The organism is Paenibacillus sp. FSL R5-0486, assembly GCF_037975155.1.
In the GTDB taxonomy this organism is placed as follows: domain Bacteria; phylum Bacillota; class Bacilli; order Paenibacillales; family Paenibacillaceae; genus Paenibacillus; species Paenibacillus amylolyticus.
The window spans coordinates 1,489,347-1,507,707 of record NZ_CP150237.1 but is presented as its reverse complement, the minus strand read 5'-3'; the positions used below and the strand labels follow the sequence as shown (position 1 = coordinate 1,507,707).

20 protein-coding genes are annotated in these 18,361 nt (G+C 46.8%); 3 read left to right on the top strand and 17 right to left on the bottom strand.

Features of this window, described 5'->3' with window-relative positions; genetic code table 11:
- Nucleotides 1–478 precede the first annotated feature (478 nt).
- Nucleotides 479–2,359, bottom strand: coding sequence for a molecular chaperone HtpG (gene htpG, locus MKY01_RS06615; protein WP_339285939.1), 1,881 nt, complete (start codon nt 2,357–2,359; stop codon nt 479–481).
- Between the two features lie 1,021 nt (nt 2,360–3,380).
- Between htpG and MKY01_RS06610 the strand changes: the two genes are divergently transcribed.
- The 3 genes from MKY01_RS06610 to MKY01_RS06600 are packed head-to-tail and all read left to right on the top strand — an operon-like array spanning nt 3,381 to nt 4,571.
- Nucleotides 3,381–3,698, top strand: a complete 318-nt coding sequence (locus MKY01_RS06610) for a transposase (RefSeq protein ID WP_036673079.1) — start codon at nt 3,381–3,383, stop codon at nt 3,696–3,698.
- A 47-nt stretch (nt 3,699–3,745) separates the two neighbouring features.
- A complete protein-coding gene (locus MKY01_RS06605; RefSeq protein WP_339285937.1) occupies nt 3,746–4,162 on the top strand; it encodes an IS3 family transposase in 417 nt (138 codons plus the stop codon).
- Nucleotides 4,149–4,571 carry an IS3 family transposase gene (locus MKY01_RS06600; RefSeq protein WP_339285935.1) on the top strand — a complete coding sequence of 141 codons (423 nt, stop codon included), beginning with the start codon at nt 4,149–4,151 and terminating at the stop codon, nt 4,569–4,571. Before MKY01_RS06605 ends, MKY01_RS06600 begins: the two co-directional genes overlap by 14 nt.
- 446 nt (nt 4,572–5,017) lie before the next feature.
- Here the strand turns inward: MKY01_RS06600 and nikC are convergent, their stop codons facing one another.
- The 16 genes from nikC to MKY01_RS06520 all read right to left on the bottom strand — a co-directional run bounded on the left by nikC (nt 5,018) and on the right by MKY01_RS06520 (nt 18,337).
- Nucleotides 5,018–5,917: a nickel transporter permease gene (gene nikC / locus MKY01_RS06595; RefSeq protein ID WP_047841957.1), complete on the bottom strand. Its 900-nt coding sequence runs from the start codon at nt 5,915–5,917 to the stop codon at nt 5,018–5,020.
- A 230-nt stretch (nt 5,918–6,147) separates the two neighbouring features.
- Nucleotides 6,148–7,152 carry an ABC transporter permease gene (locus MKY01_RS06590; protein WP_017690144.1) on the bottom strand — a complete coding sequence of 335 codons (1,005 nt, stop codon included), beginning with the start codon at nt 7,150–7,152 and terminating at the stop codon, nt 6,148–6,150.
- 207 nt (nt 7,153–7,359) lie between these two features.
- Nucleotides 7,360–9,006, bottom strand: a complete 1,647-nt coding sequence (locus MKY01_RS06585; protein WP_127547965.1) for an ABC transporter substrate-binding protein — start codon at nt 9,004–9,006, stop codon at nt 7,360–7,362.
- 933 nt (nt 9,007–9,939) lie between these two features.
- Entirely contained in the window at nt 9,940–10,887 is a 948-nt protein-coding gene (locus MKY01_RS06580; protein WP_127547877.1) for a glycoside hydrolase family 25 protein, read from the bottom strand.
- A 480-nt stretch (nt 10,888–11,367) separates the two neighbouring features.
- On the bottom strand, nt 11,368–11,868 hold the full coding sequence (locus tag MKY01_RS06575; protein WP_339285931.1) for a phage holin family protein: 501 nt from the start codon (nt 11,866–11,868) through the stop codon (nt 11,368–11,370).
- Between the two features lie 76 nt (nt 11,869–11,944).
- Complete coding sequence (locus MKY01_RS06570) at nt 11,945–12,103, bottom strand: hypothetical protein (RefSeq protein WP_164783258.1); 159 nt, start codon at nt 12,101–12,103, stop codon at nt 11,945–11,947.
- The gene (locus MKY01_RS06565; protein WP_091033898.1) at nt 12,103–12,396 is read right to left on the bottom strand and encodes a hypothetical protein; all 294 of its coding nucleotides are present in this window, start codon (nt 12,394–12,396) and stop codon (nt 12,103–12,105) included. Before MKY01_RS06565 ends, MKY01_RS06570 begins: the two co-directional genes overlap by 1 nt.
- The gene (locus MKY01_RS06560) at nt 12,396–12,815 is read right to left on the bottom strand and encodes a hypothetical protein (RefSeq protein WP_127547883.1); all 420 of its coding nucleotides are present in this window, start codon (nt 12,813–12,815) and stop codon (nt 12,396–12,398) included. The genes MKY01_RS06565 and MKY01_RS06560 overlap by 1 nt, the downstream gene beginning before the upstream one ends.
- Nucleotides 12,815–13,417, bottom strand: a complete 603-nt coding sequence (locus tag MKY01_RS06555) for a hypothetical protein (RefSeq protein WP_127547885.1) — start codon at nt 13,415–13,417, stop codon at nt 12,815–12,817. The genes MKY01_RS06560 and MKY01_RS06555 overlap by 1 nt, the downstream gene beginning before the upstream one ends.
- A complete protein-coding gene (locus MKY01_RS06550; RefSeq protein WP_127547887.1) occupies nt 13,418–14,002 on the bottom strand; it encodes a pyocin knob domain-containing protein in 585 nt (194 codons plus the stop codon).
- Nucleotides 14,002–14,592: a YmfQ family protein gene (locus tag MKY01_RS06545; protein WP_339285927.1), complete on the bottom strand. Its 591-nt coding sequence runs from the start codon at nt 14,590–14,592 to the stop codon at nt 14,002–14,004. The genes MKY01_RS06550 and MKY01_RS06545 overlap by 1 nt, the downstream gene beginning before the upstream one ends.
- A 137-nt stretch (nt 14,593–14,729) precedes the next feature.
- On the bottom strand, nt 14,730–15,869 hold the full coding sequence (locus MKY01_RS06540) for a baseplate J/gp47 family protein (protein ID WP_339285925.1): 1,140 nt from the start codon (nt 15,867–15,869) through the stop codon (nt 14,730–14,732).
- Between the two features lie 4 nt (nt 15,870–15,873).
- Nucleotides 15,874–16,329 (bottom strand): DUF2634 domain-containing protein, encoded by a 456-nt coding sequence (locus MKY01_RS06535; protein WP_339285923.1) that lies wholly within the window; start codon nt 16,327–16,329, stop codon nt 15,874–15,876.
- On the bottom strand, nt 16,322–16,732 hold the full coding sequence (locus MKY01_RS06530; protein WP_036668841.1) for a hypothetical protein: 411 nt from the start codon (nt 16,730–16,732) through the stop codon (nt 16,322–16,324). The genes MKY01_RS06535 and MKY01_RS06530 overlap by 8 nt, the downstream gene beginning before the upstream one ends.
- Nucleotides 16,725–17,711 (bottom strand): phage portal protein, encoded by a 987-nt coding sequence (locus MKY01_RS06525; RefSeq protein ID WP_339285921.1) that lies wholly within the window; start codon nt 17,709–17,711, stop codon nt 16,725–16,727. Before MKY01_RS06525 ends, MKY01_RS06530 begins: the two co-directional genes overlap by 8 nt.
- Nucleotides 17,708–18,337, bottom strand: coding sequence for a LysM peptidoglycan-binding domain-containing protein (locus MKY01_RS06520; RefSeq protein ID WP_339287107.1), 630 nt, complete (start codon nt 18,335–18,337; stop codon nt 17,708–17,710). The genes MKY01_RS06525 and MKY01_RS06520 overlap by 4 nt, the downstream gene beginning before the upstream one ends.
- Between the last annotated feature and the right edge of the window lie 24 nt (nt 18,338–18,361).

Genomic DNA, 18,361 nt, shown 5'->3' with positions numbered 1-18,361 from the left:
GAACAGTCATCTTCTCTTATTATACCCTGCCAGACTATCATCCGTGCATCTAAATGACAATGATTAAAATTGAACTCACACTATCGTGACTTATGACAAAAAAAAGTGACTTATACAGTTTGCGTGGCCGTTCCGGTGACGGATCGTTCTTATGATCGCTGTTGTCTCCAGGTTTTCTGAATTCCCTTTACTAGGAAAAAACCCGGAGACAAAGGCGAACGCTTCGCTTCTTCAGAATCGATTCCGTCCCCTTCACTACTTTTGCTGTTTGATTCACTCCCAAAGTCATTACATTCCCTATTCTCTATAAAGGGAGAATTCTTCAAAACTTTGAAAGGCTAAAGAATTTCATTACGATGTTCATCGATCGCTACAATGATGGTCTGCCTCCCCCGCTCCTACCCGTTGTGGGTAAAAAACAAAAAAACCGACAGGACTGAAACGCCCTGTCGGGGTGGAGATGGTGGGTGTAACGGTATTACACCATAACCTTACAGATATCGTTGGTAAACTCTACTGGATCTTGAATTGGCAATCCTTCGATTAACAATGCCTGATGGTACAATAGGCTTGTGTAAAGGTTTAGTTTTTCCTGATCCTGCGCGAAAGCGTCTTTCAACGATTTGAAGACATCGTGATTTACGTTGATTTCGAGCACTTTGTCTGCTTGTACGTTTTCGCTGTTCGGCATAGCTTTCAGGATTTTCTCCATTTCAATCGTCAATTCACCTTCGGTGGACAAACATACCGGGTGACTTCTGAGACGTTTGGAAGCTTTAACGGCTTTGACTTTACCCGCTAATTGAGCTTGCATCGCTTCAAACAACTCTTTGTTGTCGTTGTCTTGAGCGTCCGTTTCTTCTTTGTCTGCGCTATCTTCGATACCCAGGTCACCACTGGAGATGGATTTGAATTCTTTCTCCTTGTAGTTCGTGATCATCTTGATTGCGAACTCGTCGATGTCATCAGTAAAGTACAATACTTCGTACCCTTTCTCAAGAACACCCTCGATCTGTGGCAGCTTCTCAATACGGCTAATGGACTCACCAGATGCATAGTAGATGTACTTCTGATCTTCCGGCATTCTGGAGACGTATTCGTCCAGGCTCACGAGTTTGCTCTCTTTGGAAGACGTGAACAACAGCAGATCCTGCAAAGTATCCTTGTTCACACCATAGTCGCTGTATACACCATATTTCAATTGACGACCAAACGCTTGGTAGAACTTCTCGTAGTTCTCTCGCTCGTCCTTCAATAGGCTTTGCAGTTGGCTCTTGATTTTGTTCTTAATGTTCTTCGCGATCAGGCTAAGCTGACGGTCATGTTGCAACATCTCACGGGAAATGTTCAGAGACAGGTCTTCCGAATCCACCATACCTTTGACAAATCCAAAGTAATCCGGCAACAGATCCCCGCATTTATCCATGATCAATACACCGTTGGAGTATAACTCAAGGCCTTTTTCATACTCTTTCGTATAATAATCAAACGGCGTATTTTCCGGAATGAACAGGATTGCATTGTATACCACAGCGCCATCTGCGCTAATATGCAAGTGTTTAAGCGGTTTGTCAAAACCGTAGCGTTTTTCCATATAGAAGTTATTGTAGTCTTCTTCGGTCAGTTCGCTTTTATTTTTACGCCAGATCGGCACCATGCTGTTCACGGTTTGTTCTTCTTGGTATTCCTCGAACTCGTTCTCCGTGCCCTCTTTTGGACGTTGACCCGTTACATCCATCTTGATCGGGTAGCGAATGAAGTCGGAGTATTTCTTGATGATGGATCTCAGGCGGTACTCTTCCAAAAATTCGTCATACGAATCTTCTTCGGTATTTTCTTTAATCGTCAGGACGATCTCTGTACCTACGGATTCTTTCTCAGCTGGTGTGATCGTGTAACCATCTGCGCCTTCGGACTCCCATTTCCAAGCCTCGTCGCTGCCCAGCGTTTTACTTGTTACGGTCAGCTTGTCCGCCACCATGAATGCCGAGTAGAAACCAACCCCGAATTGTCCGATGATGTTGTGGCCGTCTTTTGCTTCATTTTCTTTCTTGAACGCCAGGGAACCACTCTTCGCGATAACCCCCAGGTTGTTCTCCAGCTCTTCCTGCGTCATCCCAATTCCGGTATCCGTCAGTGTGAGCGTGCGGTTTTCTTTGTCAATCGTGAGCTTGATGAAGTAGTCCTCTTTGTTGAAAACGAGCGCATCGTCCGTAAGTGCTCTGTAATAAATTTTATCAATGGCGTCACTGGAGTTGGAGATCAATTCTCTCAAAAAGATTTCTCTTTGGGTGTAAATGGAGTTGATCATCATATCCAGCAAACGTTTGGATTCTGCCTGAAATTCTTTTTTAGCCATGAATGGTTGGACTCCTTTCAAATTGGGATATCGAATGATTTGATTGAAAATAGAAAGTAACTGAGATAATCCTGCGGCCATTAGTAGACTCAAAAACCTTTGATCGCTCTAGTCCACAGATATTGTGCTTCACTTCTAACTGGCTCACTGTAAAAATAAGTGCACGACGTTCTGCAATGTAGCCGTTCCGGTTACGAATCGTTTTTCGGATCGTTGTTATCCCCGTATTTCTTTGATTCCCTTTTTAAAAGGGAGAAATCCGGTGATAAAGGCGAACACTCTGCTTCCTCCAAATCGATTTCGTCCCCTGAACTACTTTTGCATTTGATCAGCGACTGATTTTTTAGGATAGAGAATATCAATGAAGTGATATTTCTTAGACGTGGAATGCAGCTTCAAGTCTGTTGCATACCTTGGCTTCGCATGTTCTACTCAGGTTCAATATCTATTTTCAAAAACAGAATCATTCCATATGTAAGCTTATAGTAAAAACATCATCTGTTAGCACTCTGATGATCGGAGTGCTAAACCCTTCCTTTTATATAACATATGGGAAAATTGGGTGTCAATACGTAGGCGGTTATTTTAACTAAAAGATCGAATAACTCTTTAACTTTTGCACATCACCAATCATTTTACCGTAATCCCGCAGGTAAAACAAAAGCCGACCCGAACCAGAGTTCGAACCGGCATAGTGAAAGATTGTAATGTGTCTTGTGATATAGTAGATAGCGTTAAAACATATTTCATCTAATGTACCTTGGAGTATCCTCGGCCTTACTGTATTGAGACTGATGTATGTTGTATGGGTACTTTGGTAGGCATGTTGGTACTTTGATATGTTGGTATCTTGGTTGCTTGAATGTCTTGAGCAGCATGACAGCACGCGCTAACGAATCTCAGAGGCGTTAATTGGCCTTTTTGGGATGACTTCATAATCTAACGAATTGTATGGAGCTAGAATAAAAAGTGGACACCCGTTAACGGACGGAAGGATAATAAGACTAACGGAGGTGTCCACATGGGAGAACAGCGGCAACGATATAACGAAGAATTCAAGAAACAAACGGTCAAATTTATTCAAGAGCAGACGAAGACACTTGGAGATTTGGCAGAAGAACTCAACATTCCAAAAAGTACGTTGCACCAATGGATGAGTAAGTACCGCGAACTAAAACATGAGCCTGTTGCAAGCGTAGATCGAGTGAAGGAACTGGAAGCAGAGCTCCAAGAGATGCGCCGGTTGCTTCAAGAGAAAGAGCACACGCTTGCGGATACACAAGAAGAACTGGCGATTGTAAAAAAAGCAGTGCACATCTTCAGCAAACCAAAGAGCTAAGATTTCAGTTTGTGGAAGACCATCGCTCCGAGTTTTCTTTGGAGAAGATGTGCAGAACCTTTCAAGTATCACGGAGCGGATATTACAAATGGCGAATGGACCGAACCAGCAAGCGGCAGGACCGCAAAGGCGAGGTCATGAAGCGTATTCGGTATCATTTTTACGACCACCAGATGCGGTGTGGAAGTCCTAAAATTACGTATCTGCTCCATTTAGAAGGGTTGCGAGTCTCTTCACGTACCGTCAGTATATACATGCGTCAAATGAATCTACGTTCTGTGGTCATGCCCAAATATCGCGTTCAGACGACGGATTCCAAACACAACCATCCCCTTGCACCAAATACGCTGAATCAGCAATTTAAAACGTCCAAACCGAATACGGTATGGGTTACCGACATCACCTACATTCCTTGCCGAGGAGGTCGTCTACCTCGCCAGCGTTCTGGATTTGTGCACACGTGAAATTGTAGGCTGGCGTCTATATAACCATATGGAAACCAGTTTGGTGATGGGGGCACTGGAGGAAGCTTACAAGGCCAAACGCCCCGCTCCGGGATTACTCCATCACTCGGATCGCGGCTCTCAATACACGTCAAAAGAATACGTGGAGCAACTAAAATCATACGGAATGGAATCAAGCATGAGCCGCCGAGGAAACTGTTATGATAACGCCTGTATTGAGTCATGGCACAGTATTTTAAAGAAGGAACTCATTTACTGCAACCCTCGTTTTAAGACACCGGAAGAGGCTTATACTGCCATCTACCAGTACATTGAGTTCTATTACAACCGCAAGCGAATGCATGGCGCGCTAGGGTATCTTTCCCCTGCTCGTTTTGCAATGAAATTTACGGACAAATCCGCAGCGTAGTGTCTACTTTTTTGACATAGGTCCAGTAGACACGCTATTTCTCGACTTTAGCCAACCTTTTGAGACTTTTGGCAGGTTTTTCACAAAATAGAGTGTGTGAGGTTCGTTAGACTGGGAAATTGGCTGAAAATCGTAAAATAAGGTCTCCCGAGTTCGTTAGAGTCGAAGCAAATGTTGGCGTTACAGCTTCAGATAGGATTGTGATAAAAATTAGTGCTTACGGTTAGTGTTAACGTTGCCTTTGGCACGCATGCTGCGTTACAGAAAAAGTTAGGCTTGCAGAGTTAGGGTTTCAATCAAAATTGCAGTTTGAGTTCGAGCTTGGGTTACAAGTTACAAGTTACGGTTACGGTTACGGTTACGGTTACGGTTACGGTTACGGTTACGGTTACGGTTACGGTTACGGTTACGGTTTGAGTTTGAGTTTGAGTTTGAGTTTGATAATTCTATTTTTTAGCCATTTTCGGATCAAGGGTGTCGCGCAGGCCGTCGCCCATTAGGTTGAAGCCGAGAACGGTCAACATAATGGAAACGCCGGGGAAGATCAGTGTCCACGGTGCTTTTTGTATAAACTGACGGGAGTCTGACAGCATTTTACCCCATTCCGGGTCGGGTGGTTGTGCACCCATGCCTAGAAATCCGAGTGCAGCAGCTTCGATAATCGCAGTCCCAATTCCGAGTGTACCTTGCACGATCAGAGGAGTAAGGCTGTTGGGCAAGATGTGGCGAAACAAGATTCGACCGTTGCCCGCTCCAAGTGTCCGTGCCGACGTAATGAATTCCTCCTGTCTCAAGCTGAGTACCCGTGAACGCACCAATCTTCCGTAGGTCGGGATGTTCACGATGGCAATGGCGAGCAGTGCATTTTGCAAAGACGGGCCCAATATCGCCACAATGGCGATGGCCAGCAAAATCCCCGGAAAGGCGAGCAAGATATCAAATAGACGCGAGATAAGCATGTCCGCCCATCTTCCATAAAATCCGGCAATGAGACCAAGCAGCGTACCCGCGATAATGGAACCAATGACGGAGAAAAAGCCCACCCACAAGGAAATACGCGCCCCATGCAGCACTCTGGAAAACACGTCACGCCCCAGATCATCGGTACCAAACCAATGCTCTGCCGAAGGGGACTGAAGCCGATCCACCAGCACCTGTTCCTTGTAATCGTAAGGTGCGATGTATGGCGCGAGGAAGGCCAACAGGATAAAAAATACGATAATGATCAAACCCGCAAGCGCAAGCCGATTTCTCCGAAACGTTCTCCACGCTTCCCGCCATGGACCGGATGTGCTCGCCGACGCAGCGTCAATGGATGGTCCGGTATTGGTCGATAATTTGGCCATGCGGTGTCTCCTTTCTTGAACATGAATATAACAAAAGATCAACGCGTTCTATTACACTCAAGCCCTACGATTGCAGTATCATCTTCTGATCGCTGTTATCCCCAGATTATATTGATCCACCTATTTAAAGGTGAAAATATGGTGATTCATGCGTAGCCTATGCTTCCGATGCAGCTTTCTTTTAGAAAGCTTTTAGCTTCGATTCTGCAGATTGGTTCTTGATGAATTCCCTATTTATAACTAATACGAGGATCAAACACGGCGTAGAGCAAGTCCACAATCAGGTTGATTACCACGAAAAAGAACGCCACGATCAGAATGCCACTCTGGATCACCGGATAGTCCCGCGAACTAATCGCTTCATATATATAACGTCCCACGCCCGGCCAGGCAAAGATCGTTTCGGTCAACACCGCACCCCCGAGCAACGATCCGGTCTGGATGCCGATAACCGTAAGCACGGGTATAAACGCATTTTTGAGCGCATGTCCATATACGACAAAAAACGGACCCAGTCCCTTCGCCTTTGCTGTACGAATGTAATCGGAACTCATCACTTCCAGCATGCTGGAACGGGTCATCCGGGCAATAACAGCCATTGGAATCGTTCCCAGTGCAACACTTGGCAGAATCAAATGTTTCGTTACGGTCCACAACTGATTCCATTGTCCAGCAATCATCGTATCCAGCACATACAAGCCCGTAATGGCTTCCACCGGATCACGCGCATTCATGCGTCCAATGGATGGCAGCCACTGCAACTTGTTCGCGAACAACCATTGTTCCATCAGACCTAACCAGAAGATAGGCATCGATACACCCACCAAAGCAATGACCATACAGCAATAATCAAACCAGGAGTTGTGCTTCCATGCACTGACAATCCCGGCATTCACCCCAATAATGACAGCAAACAACATACTGGCCATCGTTAATTCAAGGGTTGCTGTCAGATAAGGCACAATTTCCTGGGCAATAGGCACCTTGGTGCGGATGGATGTTCCCAGATCACCTTTGAGCAAATCGCCCAAGTAGGCGAAATACTGCTGGAACCAGGGTTTATCCAGACCCAGTTGGTCACGAAGGGCCTGCTTGGATTGTTCGGTTGCCTTTTGCCCAAGTATGGTCTCGGCCGGGTCACCCGGAATCGCGTGGATAATGGAAAAGACGATCAGGGTCATGCCCAGCAGTACGGGCAGCAACACAAGCACACGTTTGACAATATAGCTGTTCAATCCTGTTCACCTGCCTTCGACATATCGTGCAAAATAAAAAGCGCCGGCAGAAACGCATGCTTTGGATAGTTACGTCCGGATGTGGGTTCTGCCAAGCTTTGCGTCTCACCAGCGCTTTGATAGAAAGAATTAAAACGTAATCACTCCGAACTGTAGTGCCATCTTCAGATCACAGTTATCCTGAAATGGATAAGTTCAACTTACAGCTTACTCAAAATAAGCACCGGCATAGGATTCTGTGCCCAGTGGAGAAGGAACGAAACCTTTCAGGTTCGATTTACCCGCCAGAATTGGCGTGGTGTGCACGAGTGGAATCCACGGTGCGTCTTCCTTGATAATTGCCTGCGCTTGTTTGTAAAGCTCCGCACGTTTGTCTTGATCGGTTTCTGTCTGTGCCCTCGTCAGCAATGTGTGCAACTCTTCGTTGACATAGAAGCTGCGGTTGTTGCCCGGAATGGCGTCTTTGTCCAGCAACGTGTACAGGAAGTTATCCGGGTCCCCGTTGTCCCCTGTCCAGCCGAGCATGTAGATATCATCTTTCTCCCCGGCCTTGGCATCATCCAGATACGTCGCCCACTCTGGGGATTCAATGTTCGTGGTCACTCCGATTTTCTCAAAATCGGCCTGGATTGCTTCCGCTACCTTCTTGCCATCTGGCATATACGGACGGGATACCGGCATTGCATAGAAGGTTACCGGATCAGGCAATCCGTCAGGGAATCCAGCTTCGGCCAGTAGAGCTTTTGCTTTTTCCAGATCATATGGGTAATCCTCAATGGTATCGTTGTATCCCCACAGCGTTGGCGGCATCGGGTTGACAGCAGGCTCAGCTTGTCCAGCAAAAAATGCATCAATAAGGGCCTGCTTGTTCACCGCATGGTTGAGGGCTTGTCTGACTTTGACATTATCAAATGGTTTCTTCTTAAAGTTAAAGCCGATATACGCCACGTTGAACGGTGGACGCTCGATCTTCTGTAACTCGCTGTTGCCTTCAAGAATGGACAGATCGTCCGGGTTCAGGTCTTCCATGACATCAATCTCGCCGTTTTGCAGGGCATTGAAGCGAGCGGTATTATCCGGAATGGAACGCACGATTACTTTGTTCAGCTTCGGTAGTCCTTCTTTCCAGTAATTGGCGTTTTTCTCCAGGGTAATGGAGTCGTTACGCTTCCACTCTTTGAATACAAATGGGCCGGTGCCCACAGGCTCGCTCTTAAAGTTCTCTTTTTTCTCCTGAATCGCGGTTGGGCTGGCAATGCCAAATGGCGTCATCGCAATATTTTGCAGGAAAGGCGCTTGTGGCTGGTTCAATGTGAACTCCACCGTAGTTTCGTCCGTCGCCTTCACTTCCTTAATCACACGACCGTCCTCTGGACCAAACATGGAATCGTAATAATCGAAGGAATCTCCCTCGAATTTATATTCACTCGCCGGATCACCCCAGCGGTTGAAGTTGAACACAACAGCCTCTGCGTTGAAGTCAGTTCCATCATGGAATTTCACACCGGACTTCAGCTTAAACACATACTTGAGCCCATCCGCCGAAATCTCCCAGCTCTCCGCTAGTCCAGGAATGACTTCTGTTCCGCCTTCCTTGTAGTCCAGCAATGAATCAAACACCTGATGCCCAATCTTCAGTGACTCCCCATCGGTTACAATCGCCGGATCGAGTGCCACGGAATCCCCACCACGCCCCATAATCATCGTATCCTGCGCTACCGTTTCGGTTGGAGGGTCGGTTCCTTCTGCCGGAGCAGGCGTAGTCTCTCCACTCTCGTTACTGGAGCAACCGGACAACACCAATACGGTACTTAAGGCCATCGTTAGAACACCGGACATCCATTTTTTTCTCATTCGCATACGTACAACACCCTTCCCTGTCTCATAATGTGTGTGATGCTGGCATGAAAGATCTCCAATGTTGGCAATCGGTTTGGTGCTATGTATCATATAAAAGGCTTTAGATGCCTGCGATACCTGAATTAATGTTCTGGGAAAAGTAAGGCATGTGTATAAAATGAAAAACAGCATGGGACACGTATGGAATACAGGTAAATTTCAGATCGTGCACATGGATTGAGGACGTCGTTTGATTACTTTTATAGAAAATGAAAAAGGTTCAACAACGGATCTTGTGAGATGAATCTATGAAATTGAATGAAATTGTTGCGTTTTATTTGAACTAAGGTCAATAAGCAACAGCGAGTGGGTATGGACTGGTAAGAGCAAGTTTACGTTGGTAGATTAAAAATACTGATGGGCATATGGATACTACGCTGCTGGCTACGCAATAAAGTCTGTTCCTTGAGCGTGTCGTGTTGAGCATGGAGTGTGGAGACCGGATTAGGTATCGTTATCGTTCGTTAGCAATACGGATGAAAGAAACTCAACATAGGCTAGGTTGTTTGATGAATCGTGTAAGTTGTTAAATCGGTGGCTTTCTCTTGCAGATTGGATGTGTAAAATGTAAGAACGAGTCATCTTGAGATGTTGGATTGTACAACAGGGAGACATTACAATAACTTCATATGTTATGGTTTTGTCATGATGAGGAGGATTGTGTAAATAAACTGTGGTGAAAAACAATTTCGTGTAACTTACTTTACATTACATTAATCAATTAGACAAGAGATTTACAGACATAAGTCTTCAACTTTATTATATGCGTTAATATTACTTACACAAAGCACAAAAAAGGAACACAGTTCGACAAAAAGCGTCTTGTGTCCCTTCTCCATTCAATCCATATTCAGATAAAATCAACATTTTAATTTGCTAAGAATCAGCTCACTTTTTAAACAAACCTCTGCGATGCATCACGGTAATAAAACGGTAAAAATCATAACTCGCCCCATTATCGATGCTGAACAATGGATTTTTGGTGTCATATGCTAGTGCTGCATCCACAGCTGCCTTCGCCCATACTGGAACTTCCATTTGCTGACGCGCCTGCAGTTTATCGACCTGGGATTTGAGCGCATCAAACGCTGCTTTCTCTTCGGCTGTCATCGGTTCGCCCCCTTTCGGTGGTTCGGTTGGTGGATTCGGATGACTTGGATTCGTCGGATTGGATGGCTCCGGTGGTTTTGGAGTTACTGCTGCGTATCTTGCTCTGAGCTGTGCCGCTGTTCCCTCGAATTCATTCATATCCACGTTGCCACTAATACCATTCACCTTGCCTGAATCCGTATACTGCCAGAACGTCCAACGCTTCCATGCCGGCTGGTCTTCCGGTACACGGGTGTTGCTGTAACGTGCGATCCACAGATCGTATGAGCTGAGTGATGTGTCAAAATTACCGGCAAATGAATTGCCCGTGTATATGATCGGTTTCACACCTGTCAGACGTTGTAATTCGGTTAAAAAAGCTTTGGCAACTGTATTCATCTGCACTTTGCTCAGGTTGCCAGGGTTGTTCTCGTAGTCCATGACGGGTGGAAGTTGTAAAGCTTTGGCCCCTCCAACTTTGTTAAGTGTATTGGCGTAATGTGCCGCTTCTGCCTTGGCACCATCGGTAGATGTCGCACGGAAGAAATGGTACGTTCCCACCATCAAGCCCGCCGCCAGTGCTCCTGTTACATTTTTCTGATAATTCGGATCGGTATATGTCTGTCCCTCAGTTGCCTTGATGAATACAAATGTCATGCCACTTGCCTTCACTTTCGCCCAGTCAATATTGCCCTGGTATCGGGAGACGTCAATGCCCTGTGTGTTGCCCGAACTTCTCGTTTGCATGTTTCTCACACCCTTTATGCGGCAAATTGCCGTTTGTATCAGCATTTTACATCATTCGATTCAAGCGTTCCCGGGTACAAGTATAGACAGATTACAGCATTCTGATCTATACATTGCTGACTGGATGTCACTCTCTGGATTGATGCAAAATGCTCCTATAGTTAATGCGGTTGGATCAGGGCTTGCTTGTGTGCGTGTCCCTGATGTGTTGGAAAATGAACTGAGCCTTGTTCACACGGACACTCCGATGACAGAATAACCTTCCAATCGCTGTTATCCCCGGATTTTTTTGATTCTCTTTATAAAGGGGAAAATCCGGAGGATAAAGGCGACCGCTTCGCTTTTTCAGGTTTTTTCTGTCCTCTCCGTTATTGTGTGAAAATGTTAAGTTCAATCTGTATAGATGTATATAGTTCAAAAAAACTACACTTGCGATGTTCAGCAACGGTATAGTAAAGAAGACACTAAAAATATTTCAAACTATTTAACGTTATCTTGAGTTTCAGAAGGTTCAACATCCTCTGTTTCTAGATTGGAAAAAGAATCTTTGCCCTTCGGGGAGAAGTTACCGGGAAGTTCCCCGGTTCCCCCTTTGCCCTTGAGCACTTCAATAGCTTGCCGAATCACTGGCGGAATTGGAGCGCCCAACTTACCCCCGTTTTCGATGATGGACAACAACTCATTTGCGATATAAAAAAAGGCGACCGCATCCCTGAACAAATGTCCGTCTCCCAGAACACCGTCCACCAGATGAGCCACCGATACCATTGCAAATATAAATACCTTTCTTGCGATGCCGAACATCCCAACGTTACTTTCTAGCTTGCCTGTCATCCCCGCCGCCGCGATACCGGTTAGATAATCGAGAATCACGAAGACTAGCAAAACGCCGAGCACTCCTGACCAATCACCAAAAAAGTAATTTGTCGAGCTGCTCATTAGCGCAATTCCCCATTTCCATAGGGTGTCCCATCGTTCCATGGTTTCACCTCCTTTGGTTTTTAAATACCAGCTGCTCCAGAGGGCATAATAAAAGCGCACCACTTGGATACGCTCATTAAATTCCTTCAGTTTTTTCTAAAATGTAATCCTCAATAGCCTGGCGATAATCAGTATTGGTAATGTCATCAAGCAAGTACACTTGACTTGTCTTTGGGTTGAGTCCTTTATTTAAGATTCTTTCTGCTGCAATACGTACCACAACTTCATTTACCATCACAAAATCCCTCCTGTATTTTCATTGGCTAACAACAAAATCTGTTCTTCCAATTCTTTTATTTTCTGCTGTTCTGGTGTTTCGACAATGGGAAGCTCCTCTAAAACTGGTTGTTTCGTAGCAGGATCGATACTGACAATTCGATGAGTGTGATAATCGATTGCCCCATACTCCAAATCGATGTAATGTAGTTCAGTGATTTCCTTCCTCGGAAGTACATCACCTTGTATTTCACCAGCTCGATAGATGATCTCACCGTCTTGATCGTATATAATTCTAATCCCAATATTCATTATTCGTATGCCCTCCAATAAAATGGACTTGATGTCAATTCAAAATATGGCAACGGTACCTGAAATCCACCGTTTGTGATATAAGTTCTGCCAGCGCTTTTGTCCTCTACTCGGAAATCAACCCACATTGTTCCTGTGCTTGTCCATCTATACCCGTTGTACACAGGATAACCGTTATCTATTCTTTTGGAGTTATAACCCAATATAAAATCCTCATCATCATGAAAAGTGATAATGATTTGCGATGGTAAAAAATTCAGATTGGTAACACTTATATATCCGCAGGTAAATGCAGTTCCATCTGAATAAAGAAATCTTTTATCACCTAAGTTATATCCAAACCCTGAAGCAAACTTCCTCCCCTCATCAGGTCCATCCAGCGCGTAATTATCCAACGTATAATATTCAAGTCTCGGCATTAGTTCACCACCAAAGCATTGACATGAACAGTAACAGAGGTTGACATGTTAGACACTCGGCAAACGACTGATTCGTTGTCCAATACCTGATCTAAAAATGGAATAAACAAGGTATCCAACGGTTTTAATGCTTTTCCGTAAATGACATAATCGCTCCCCAGTTTCATGTAAAAATCTATCGGACTCGTTGAAAGTGTGCATATGACTATTGATTTAACAATCATTTTTCCTGCTGGAATAACTGTGTTATTTGTTGTGTTAACCTTCATTCTGGCGGTTAGCATGTCTGTCCTGTCAGTTACCTTGCCACTTAACCTAACTGATAAGGCATTTGCAGTCGGGCAAAAAACAAGCACAGATTCGCTTGCTTTCATAACTTGATCTAATACAGGTATAACCAAAGTTTGACCCGGTTCGATGTCGTGTAATCGAGCGAAATCGATGCCTTCTAATTCCACACTAAACATTTGTTTAGTCGCACTTGTATTGCATATGGTTAGTGATTTAAGGATAACTGTTTTACCCCATGGGACCCTATAAATACTACCAACCGAATTGGTGGATGCGTAACCTCCGTATAACTTTTGTGTTATTACAGCCATCTATAACGCCCCCCATAGATTTTCTTCTGGTGTTTGCAATACCCAAGGATGCCAAGAGTTATTATTTCTAATCCGCGTATAAGTGATTGACGGACTAATAAAAGTCGTAACCCTTTGTAATAAAAACGAAGAAGAATAAATAATAACCTCAATATAAAAAGAACCTTGAATTGGGCCGTTTGCAGTCACACTACTGAAATAAAATCCAGGGGTCAAATAGTCATTTAAATCCGAACTCCCCACCACCTTGACAATTCCATCATCCTGTGTGAGCTTGTACTTTTGCCATGGCTTATCGTCTACATATTTTTGAGCAGCTAATCTAGCATCATTGAGCGCCTTTTCAGTAGGTACAAGTTCTTCAGAGTCACCGTCAATCTTATTTGACAGTTGCACTTTACCTTTTACCGTAAGGGATGCATCCGGGGTGTCCATCTCGCCCATCATTTGGCGTAATGTTTCCAGATCCTCCCGTGTCGCCACACCAGCATCAATCTTTTCAAAAATCCCGTTAATACTCTCCCGAGTCACATTCTCATTCCCCAAGGGAAGAGGTAATTTTAGTCGATCTGTTTCTTTTGGCATTACGCCCACACCTCCAGTTCATTCCACGTCAGGGACGCGGCATCGAGTTCATCCCATGTCATATGTTTGTTGTCCAAGTCGTCCCAGACCAGATAACGGTATTTATATTCCACGGCCATGTGGGCCGGTTTCAGTTCATCAATGGCTCGTTTCAGATCATCGATATTGGGCGGGATGCCCATCGTATCCACAAAGCTCACCGTAAAACTCCACGATTCGGACTGAAAAGTTACATCCACCTTGCCCCCAGCATATGCCTCAGCCACATTCACAACTTGTCTCCCCGAAAACTTTCCGGCACCACGCAGCTTCGACTCTACTACGGCACGCCTCTGTTCCACAGGTTTGAGACGATCCGTCTCAATGCCAAGCTCTTCTTCCCAGAAGTCCAGCCCCCACGTCGCCGTGCGGACAAAAAACTGCTCCAACGTCTCATCCAACGCCTGATACAGCAGATCCATTTCTGTGCCTTTGGCCTGCATATCGGCTTGCATTACACGAGAAGTCTCATAATACCTGGGCAAATACGAGAACAGCTCCCGCCCTTTCTCACTCGTCAGTCCAACATCTACAATAGAAGGAGCACTCATGCCCTGTCCCCTCCCTTCCTTGCACATCAACATGGAGCGTCTCGCTTACCAGATCCAATCCGGATCGGCGTACTTCTCCCAATCTTCCTTGGTCTCCGCACTCCAAAACTACTTCCTCGTCCACCATCTGCCCAACACTACTCATGCACATCCACCATCCCCAGAACCGCCACCTGACTCGCGGTTATCTCAATATTCTGGTCGCTCACACCGTTCACGGTAAGCTCCGAATAGTCGATAATGGGCGGAATGTCCAGCAGAATCGCAGCAATGCGAGTGTAACGAACGAGTGGATCGGCAAAAGCCAACTGCTTCAGATACGCGGTCACCCCGCGTTCGATCAATGCCCGTACATCGGCCAGTGTCGCATCACTTGCCAGCGTCAGCTTCACCTGAATGTTCATCGGCACTTCCTCTGCTGGCATGACAGTCACCACTGGCCCCGCCGGTGCAACGCCTTCACCCTGTCCATCCTGCGTCGGGTCCACGTACTTCTGCACAGCCGCTACCAAATCGGTACCCGCAGCGCGCTTTTCCGTGTCCAGCAAATACAATCCCACCGTGCCCGGCCCTTGCCATAAAGAAATAACACGCGTTGCACCAACACCTGGCACTTCACTGGCCCATTGCACATATTGTGCTTTGTTGCCGCTTGTCCCTTGGTTGCGGACTTTGGCATAAAAGCGTTCCAATAGCGCCGTATCGGCCTCAATATCTGCACCGCCTTTTATCACCTCAACGTTCGTGACAGAAGTCACGCCACTTACAGGTGTAGACAGCGCAGTTACCGTGCCCCCAGGCACATTGCTTTCTTTTCCGGCAACAAGCGCTCGCACGCCTACCACCCCGGATCCCTCTGCATCCAGTTCCACACGCCCCACCGTCTCATATTCGAGCGAAGCTTCAGCAGATACTTCATCCGCGAGTGTAGCCACGACCGTTCCCGCAGGCACCACTTTCCCCGGCGTACCCGTAAACCTCACCGCACCTTGTGCCGCCACCGCAGCCCGCCGCGTAATGCCGTGCTCTCCTGCCCGCAGATCAAGCTCTTCCGAACGAAAATTCGGATCACTACTCGCAGCCGTACTCGCAAACCCGCGCCGCAGTAATTCCTGCGCCCACAATGCCGCTTCAGACAGCATAAATGCTACCGGAGCTTCCGCATCCCACAGGAACGAACCCTCCGACTTATCCAGATCCGCGGGCAGACGATCCAGCATACGCTGCATAATCTGTTCCTCCGTCTGGTCCTCCAAATAACGCGGAATCTCAGCCATCCCGTCAGATCACCTCACTTTCCAGAATAAACATCTCTTCCTGCACACTCGCCACCCGGCACGAGAACATGCACTGTTCCCGATTCCAATCGAACGTGAACTGGTCTACCGATTCAGTGCGTGGATCAGCCAGCAACGTTTCCGTCACCATCCGGGTAATCTCACTTTCCATCACACCTCGGCTATCACCCTGACCCACCAGATCCTCCAGCTCCGAACCATAGCTTCGAGAATAGATCACATGTCTGTAACGTGGCGTTTTCACTGCCTTAATGCACCATTGCACCCAGGCTTCATGTGCATCCGCTGCGGCTACTTTACCACTTGGGGTCAATACAAAATCCCCTACATCGTAATCGAATCGCCAGCTCCGCCCAAAGCGTACCTCTTCCGAATCCGCCCCCGACAGATCCTCCTCATCTCCCCATACCACACCCGTTTCCGGGAACAAACTAGGCATGCGCACTCACCACCTTACACAGCACCACAATATCGTTACCGCCATTGACCCGCATCGCCAGCACGCGATCTCCGGCTTTCAATCCCTTACCAAGAGACAACACCGTTTCTTCCACTTCCTCTTCTTGCAAAAGAAACCGTCCCGTGCCCGTCGTTCCGCCGTTTGCCACGTCAGGTATACCGGAAATCGCGCCAGCAGCCTCGCGCTCCGGTAGTCCAAGCGTGCCCGGCAACTCGGCCACGAGATAATCCTGCACTTCGTGCTTGAAATCATCCAGCTTCACGCCGGATGAGGTCATCGTACCCAGTACCGCGCCCAGCCCGCTCACGGCCTGACGGGAATGTGTACTCATCGCACCCCGCATGACGTCGGCAAAATGCCCATACGGATCATCTTTATTCAAGGTAATACCTCCTTTTCACCAGCTCGGCTGTCCCCAGTTCCAACGTCATCGTTCCAGGTCCAGCAGACAGATCACGGCTGACCGACATGACGATTAGCTTCAGTCCTTTCAACAACACTGCGTCCCCGGCGCGAATCGTATTGATATCCGGTGCCGATATCGTAAATGTCTCCTGAATACCCGTCAGATGACTTTTCGCCAGTTTTTTGGCGGCGGTTGTCGATTTCACCTGATCGTCCTCTACCAGCTTTTGCAATGTGCCCAGTTCTTCCACACGATCTTGCTCAATCGCAAGCACTTTGGAAGGAACTTCTTTGCCACTCGGTGACTCCGACGCCGCCATGACTTTAACTTTGGTAACCGCCCCTTCGAGCGTACGCATCTGGGTCAGATCAATCAGTCGATCAAGTTCATACACCTTTGCATTACTTCCAACCTGGAAGAGCTGCAACCCACCGGGCGTCATCCGTGGATGGTACATTTCCCCGCCGGACTTCGCCGTTTCTTTCAGATCGGCAAACATCATCGAGAAGATCGTCTGTGACCGATACACGGCTTTTCCCAGCTTTGTCTTGGTTTCTGGCAATGTAGCGTATGGAATCTTCCACTCTTTGGCGTAGGTTTTGAGTCGTTGCGTAGCGGTCTGATCCTTCGGCAACAGGAACTCGTCCTCTGATTTTTCCAGATAAATCATCCGGTCGTACACCGTGAGAGACAGCCGCTTGGTGCCGCTGTTCGAGCTTTCCACCTCCCAGATGACCGCAGGATGCAACAGATGAACCATGGATTTTTCGCCAAAAGGAATCCCGCTAATCCGCACCGCCATGCCCGGTGAGATCGAAGGCAGACCAGAAGACGCTGACACCGCCAGTCGGATGTTGGCCTGATACGCAATCTGGTCCAGCGAGTCCTTCAGCGTAATCGTCTCCACCAACTTGGTGATGTCGTATTTGTCGTCGACAATGACCTTGTAGGTCATGGCATCACCAGCTTTTGTCCGGGCTTGATCCGGTTCGGATCACTCCCGATGATCTTTGCGTTGAGCTTGTAGATCTCGTTCCATTTGGAACTGCTACCCAGCTCAAGCTTTGCTATTTTGGACAGGGAGTCGCCAGATTTGACGGTGTAGGTCTTGCTACTCTTTTTCAAATCGGTACGAGAACCTGACTTGCCCCCGGATGCCGCAGAACCGACCTTCTCCACCTTGGAATCACGCCATGTGCGCAGGGTCAGGTCGAAGTAAATATCTCCTGTCTCCCCCCCACGAAAGCTCGCATTAAGCGAAACAATAAAAACAGGCACGTTCACGCCCGTCTCTGAAATGATGAGGCGCAGCGGCTTTTTGGAGATCAGAAATGTGTTCAGGACATTCATCGCTACACGCGGATCAGGCAAATCTTCGTACATGCAATAGAAGGCATCATACTCTTTGGGAAAAAAAGAAGAGAAGGTGATCTCCTTCACCTTCTCCCCCTGCGCAAAATCAAACTCGCCATGCTCCAGCATATTAATCGTTTCATACCCTTTGGACCTGGAAATACTCACCTCTTCCGGGTTCACCGGGAATTGAAATGATGTGCCGCCATCCTTCAGAGTAAATGCCATTTTGTTAGGACCTACTTCATCTTT

Excerpts from the sequence above, each read along its gene's own strand:
- htpG (WP_339285939.1), bottom strand. The coding sequence starts at position 2,359 with ATGGCTAAAAAAGAATTTCAGGCAGAATCCAAACGTTTGCTGGATATG.
- MKY01_RS06610 (WP_036673079.1), top strand. The coding sequence starts at position 3,381 with ATGGGAGAACAGCGGCAACGATATAACGAAGAATTCAAGAAACAAACG.
- MKY01_RS06605 (WP_339285937.1), top strand. The coding sequence starts at position 3,746 with ATGTGCAGAACCTTTCAAGTATCACGGAGCGGATATTACAAATGGCGA.
- nikC (WP_047841957.1), bottom strand. The coding sequence starts at position 5,917 with ATGGCCAAATTATCGACCAATACCGGACCATCCATTGACGCTGCGTCG.
- MKY01_RS06585 (WP_127547965.1), bottom strand. The coding sequence starts at position 9,006 with ATGAGAAAAAAATGGATGTCCGGTGTTCTAACGATGGCCTTAAGTACC.
- MKY01_RS06580 (WP_127547877.1), bottom strand. The coding sequence starts at position 10,887 with ATGCAAACGAGAAGTTCGGGCAACACACAGGGCATTGACGTCTCCCGA.
- MKY01_RS06575 (WP_339285931.1), bottom strand. The coding sequence starts at position 11,868 with ATGGAACGATGGGACACCCTATGGAAATGGGGAATTGCGCTAATGAGC.
- MKY01_RS06570 (WP_164783258.1), bottom strand. The coding sequence starts at position 12,103 with ATGGTAAATGAAGTTGTGGTACGTATTGCAGCAGAAAGAATCTTAAAT.
- MKY01_RS06565 (WP_091033898.1), bottom strand. The coding sequence starts at position 12,396 with ATGAATATTGGGATTAGAATTATATACGATCAAGACGGTGAGATCATC.
- MKY01_RS06560 (WP_127547883.1), bottom strand. The coding sequence starts at position 12,815 with ATGCCGAGACTTGAATATTATACGTTGGATAATTACGCGCTGGATGGA.
- MKY01_RS06555 (WP_127547885.1), bottom strand. The coding sequence starts at position 13,417 with ATGGCTGTAATAACACAAAAGTTATACGGAGGTTACGCATCCACCAAT.
- MKY01_RS06550 (WP_127547887.1), bottom strand. The coding sequence starts at position 14,002 with ATGCCAAAAGAAACAGATCGACTAAAATTACCTCTTCCCTTGGGGAAT.
- MKY01_RS06545 (WP_339285927.1), bottom strand. The coding sequence starts at position 14,592 with ATGAGTGCTCCTTCTATTGTAGATGTTGGACTGACGAGTGAGAAAGGG.
- MKY01_RS06540 (WP_339285925.1), bottom strand. The coding sequence starts at position 15,869 with ATGGCTGAGATTCCGCGTTATTTGGAGGACCAGACGGAGGAACAGATT.
- MKY01_RS06535 (WP_339285923.1), bottom strand. The coding sequence starts at position 16,329 with ATGCCTAGTTTGTTCCCGGAAACGGGTGTGGTATGGGGAGATGAGGAG.
- MKY01_RS06525 (WP_339285921.1), bottom strand. The coding sequence starts at position 17,711 with ATGACCTACAAGGTCATTGTCGACGACAAATACGACATCACCAAGTTG.
- MKY01_RS06520 (WP_339287107.1), bottom strand. The coding sequence starts at position 18,337 with ATGGCATTTACTCTGAAGGATGGCGGCACATCATTTCAATTCCCGGTG.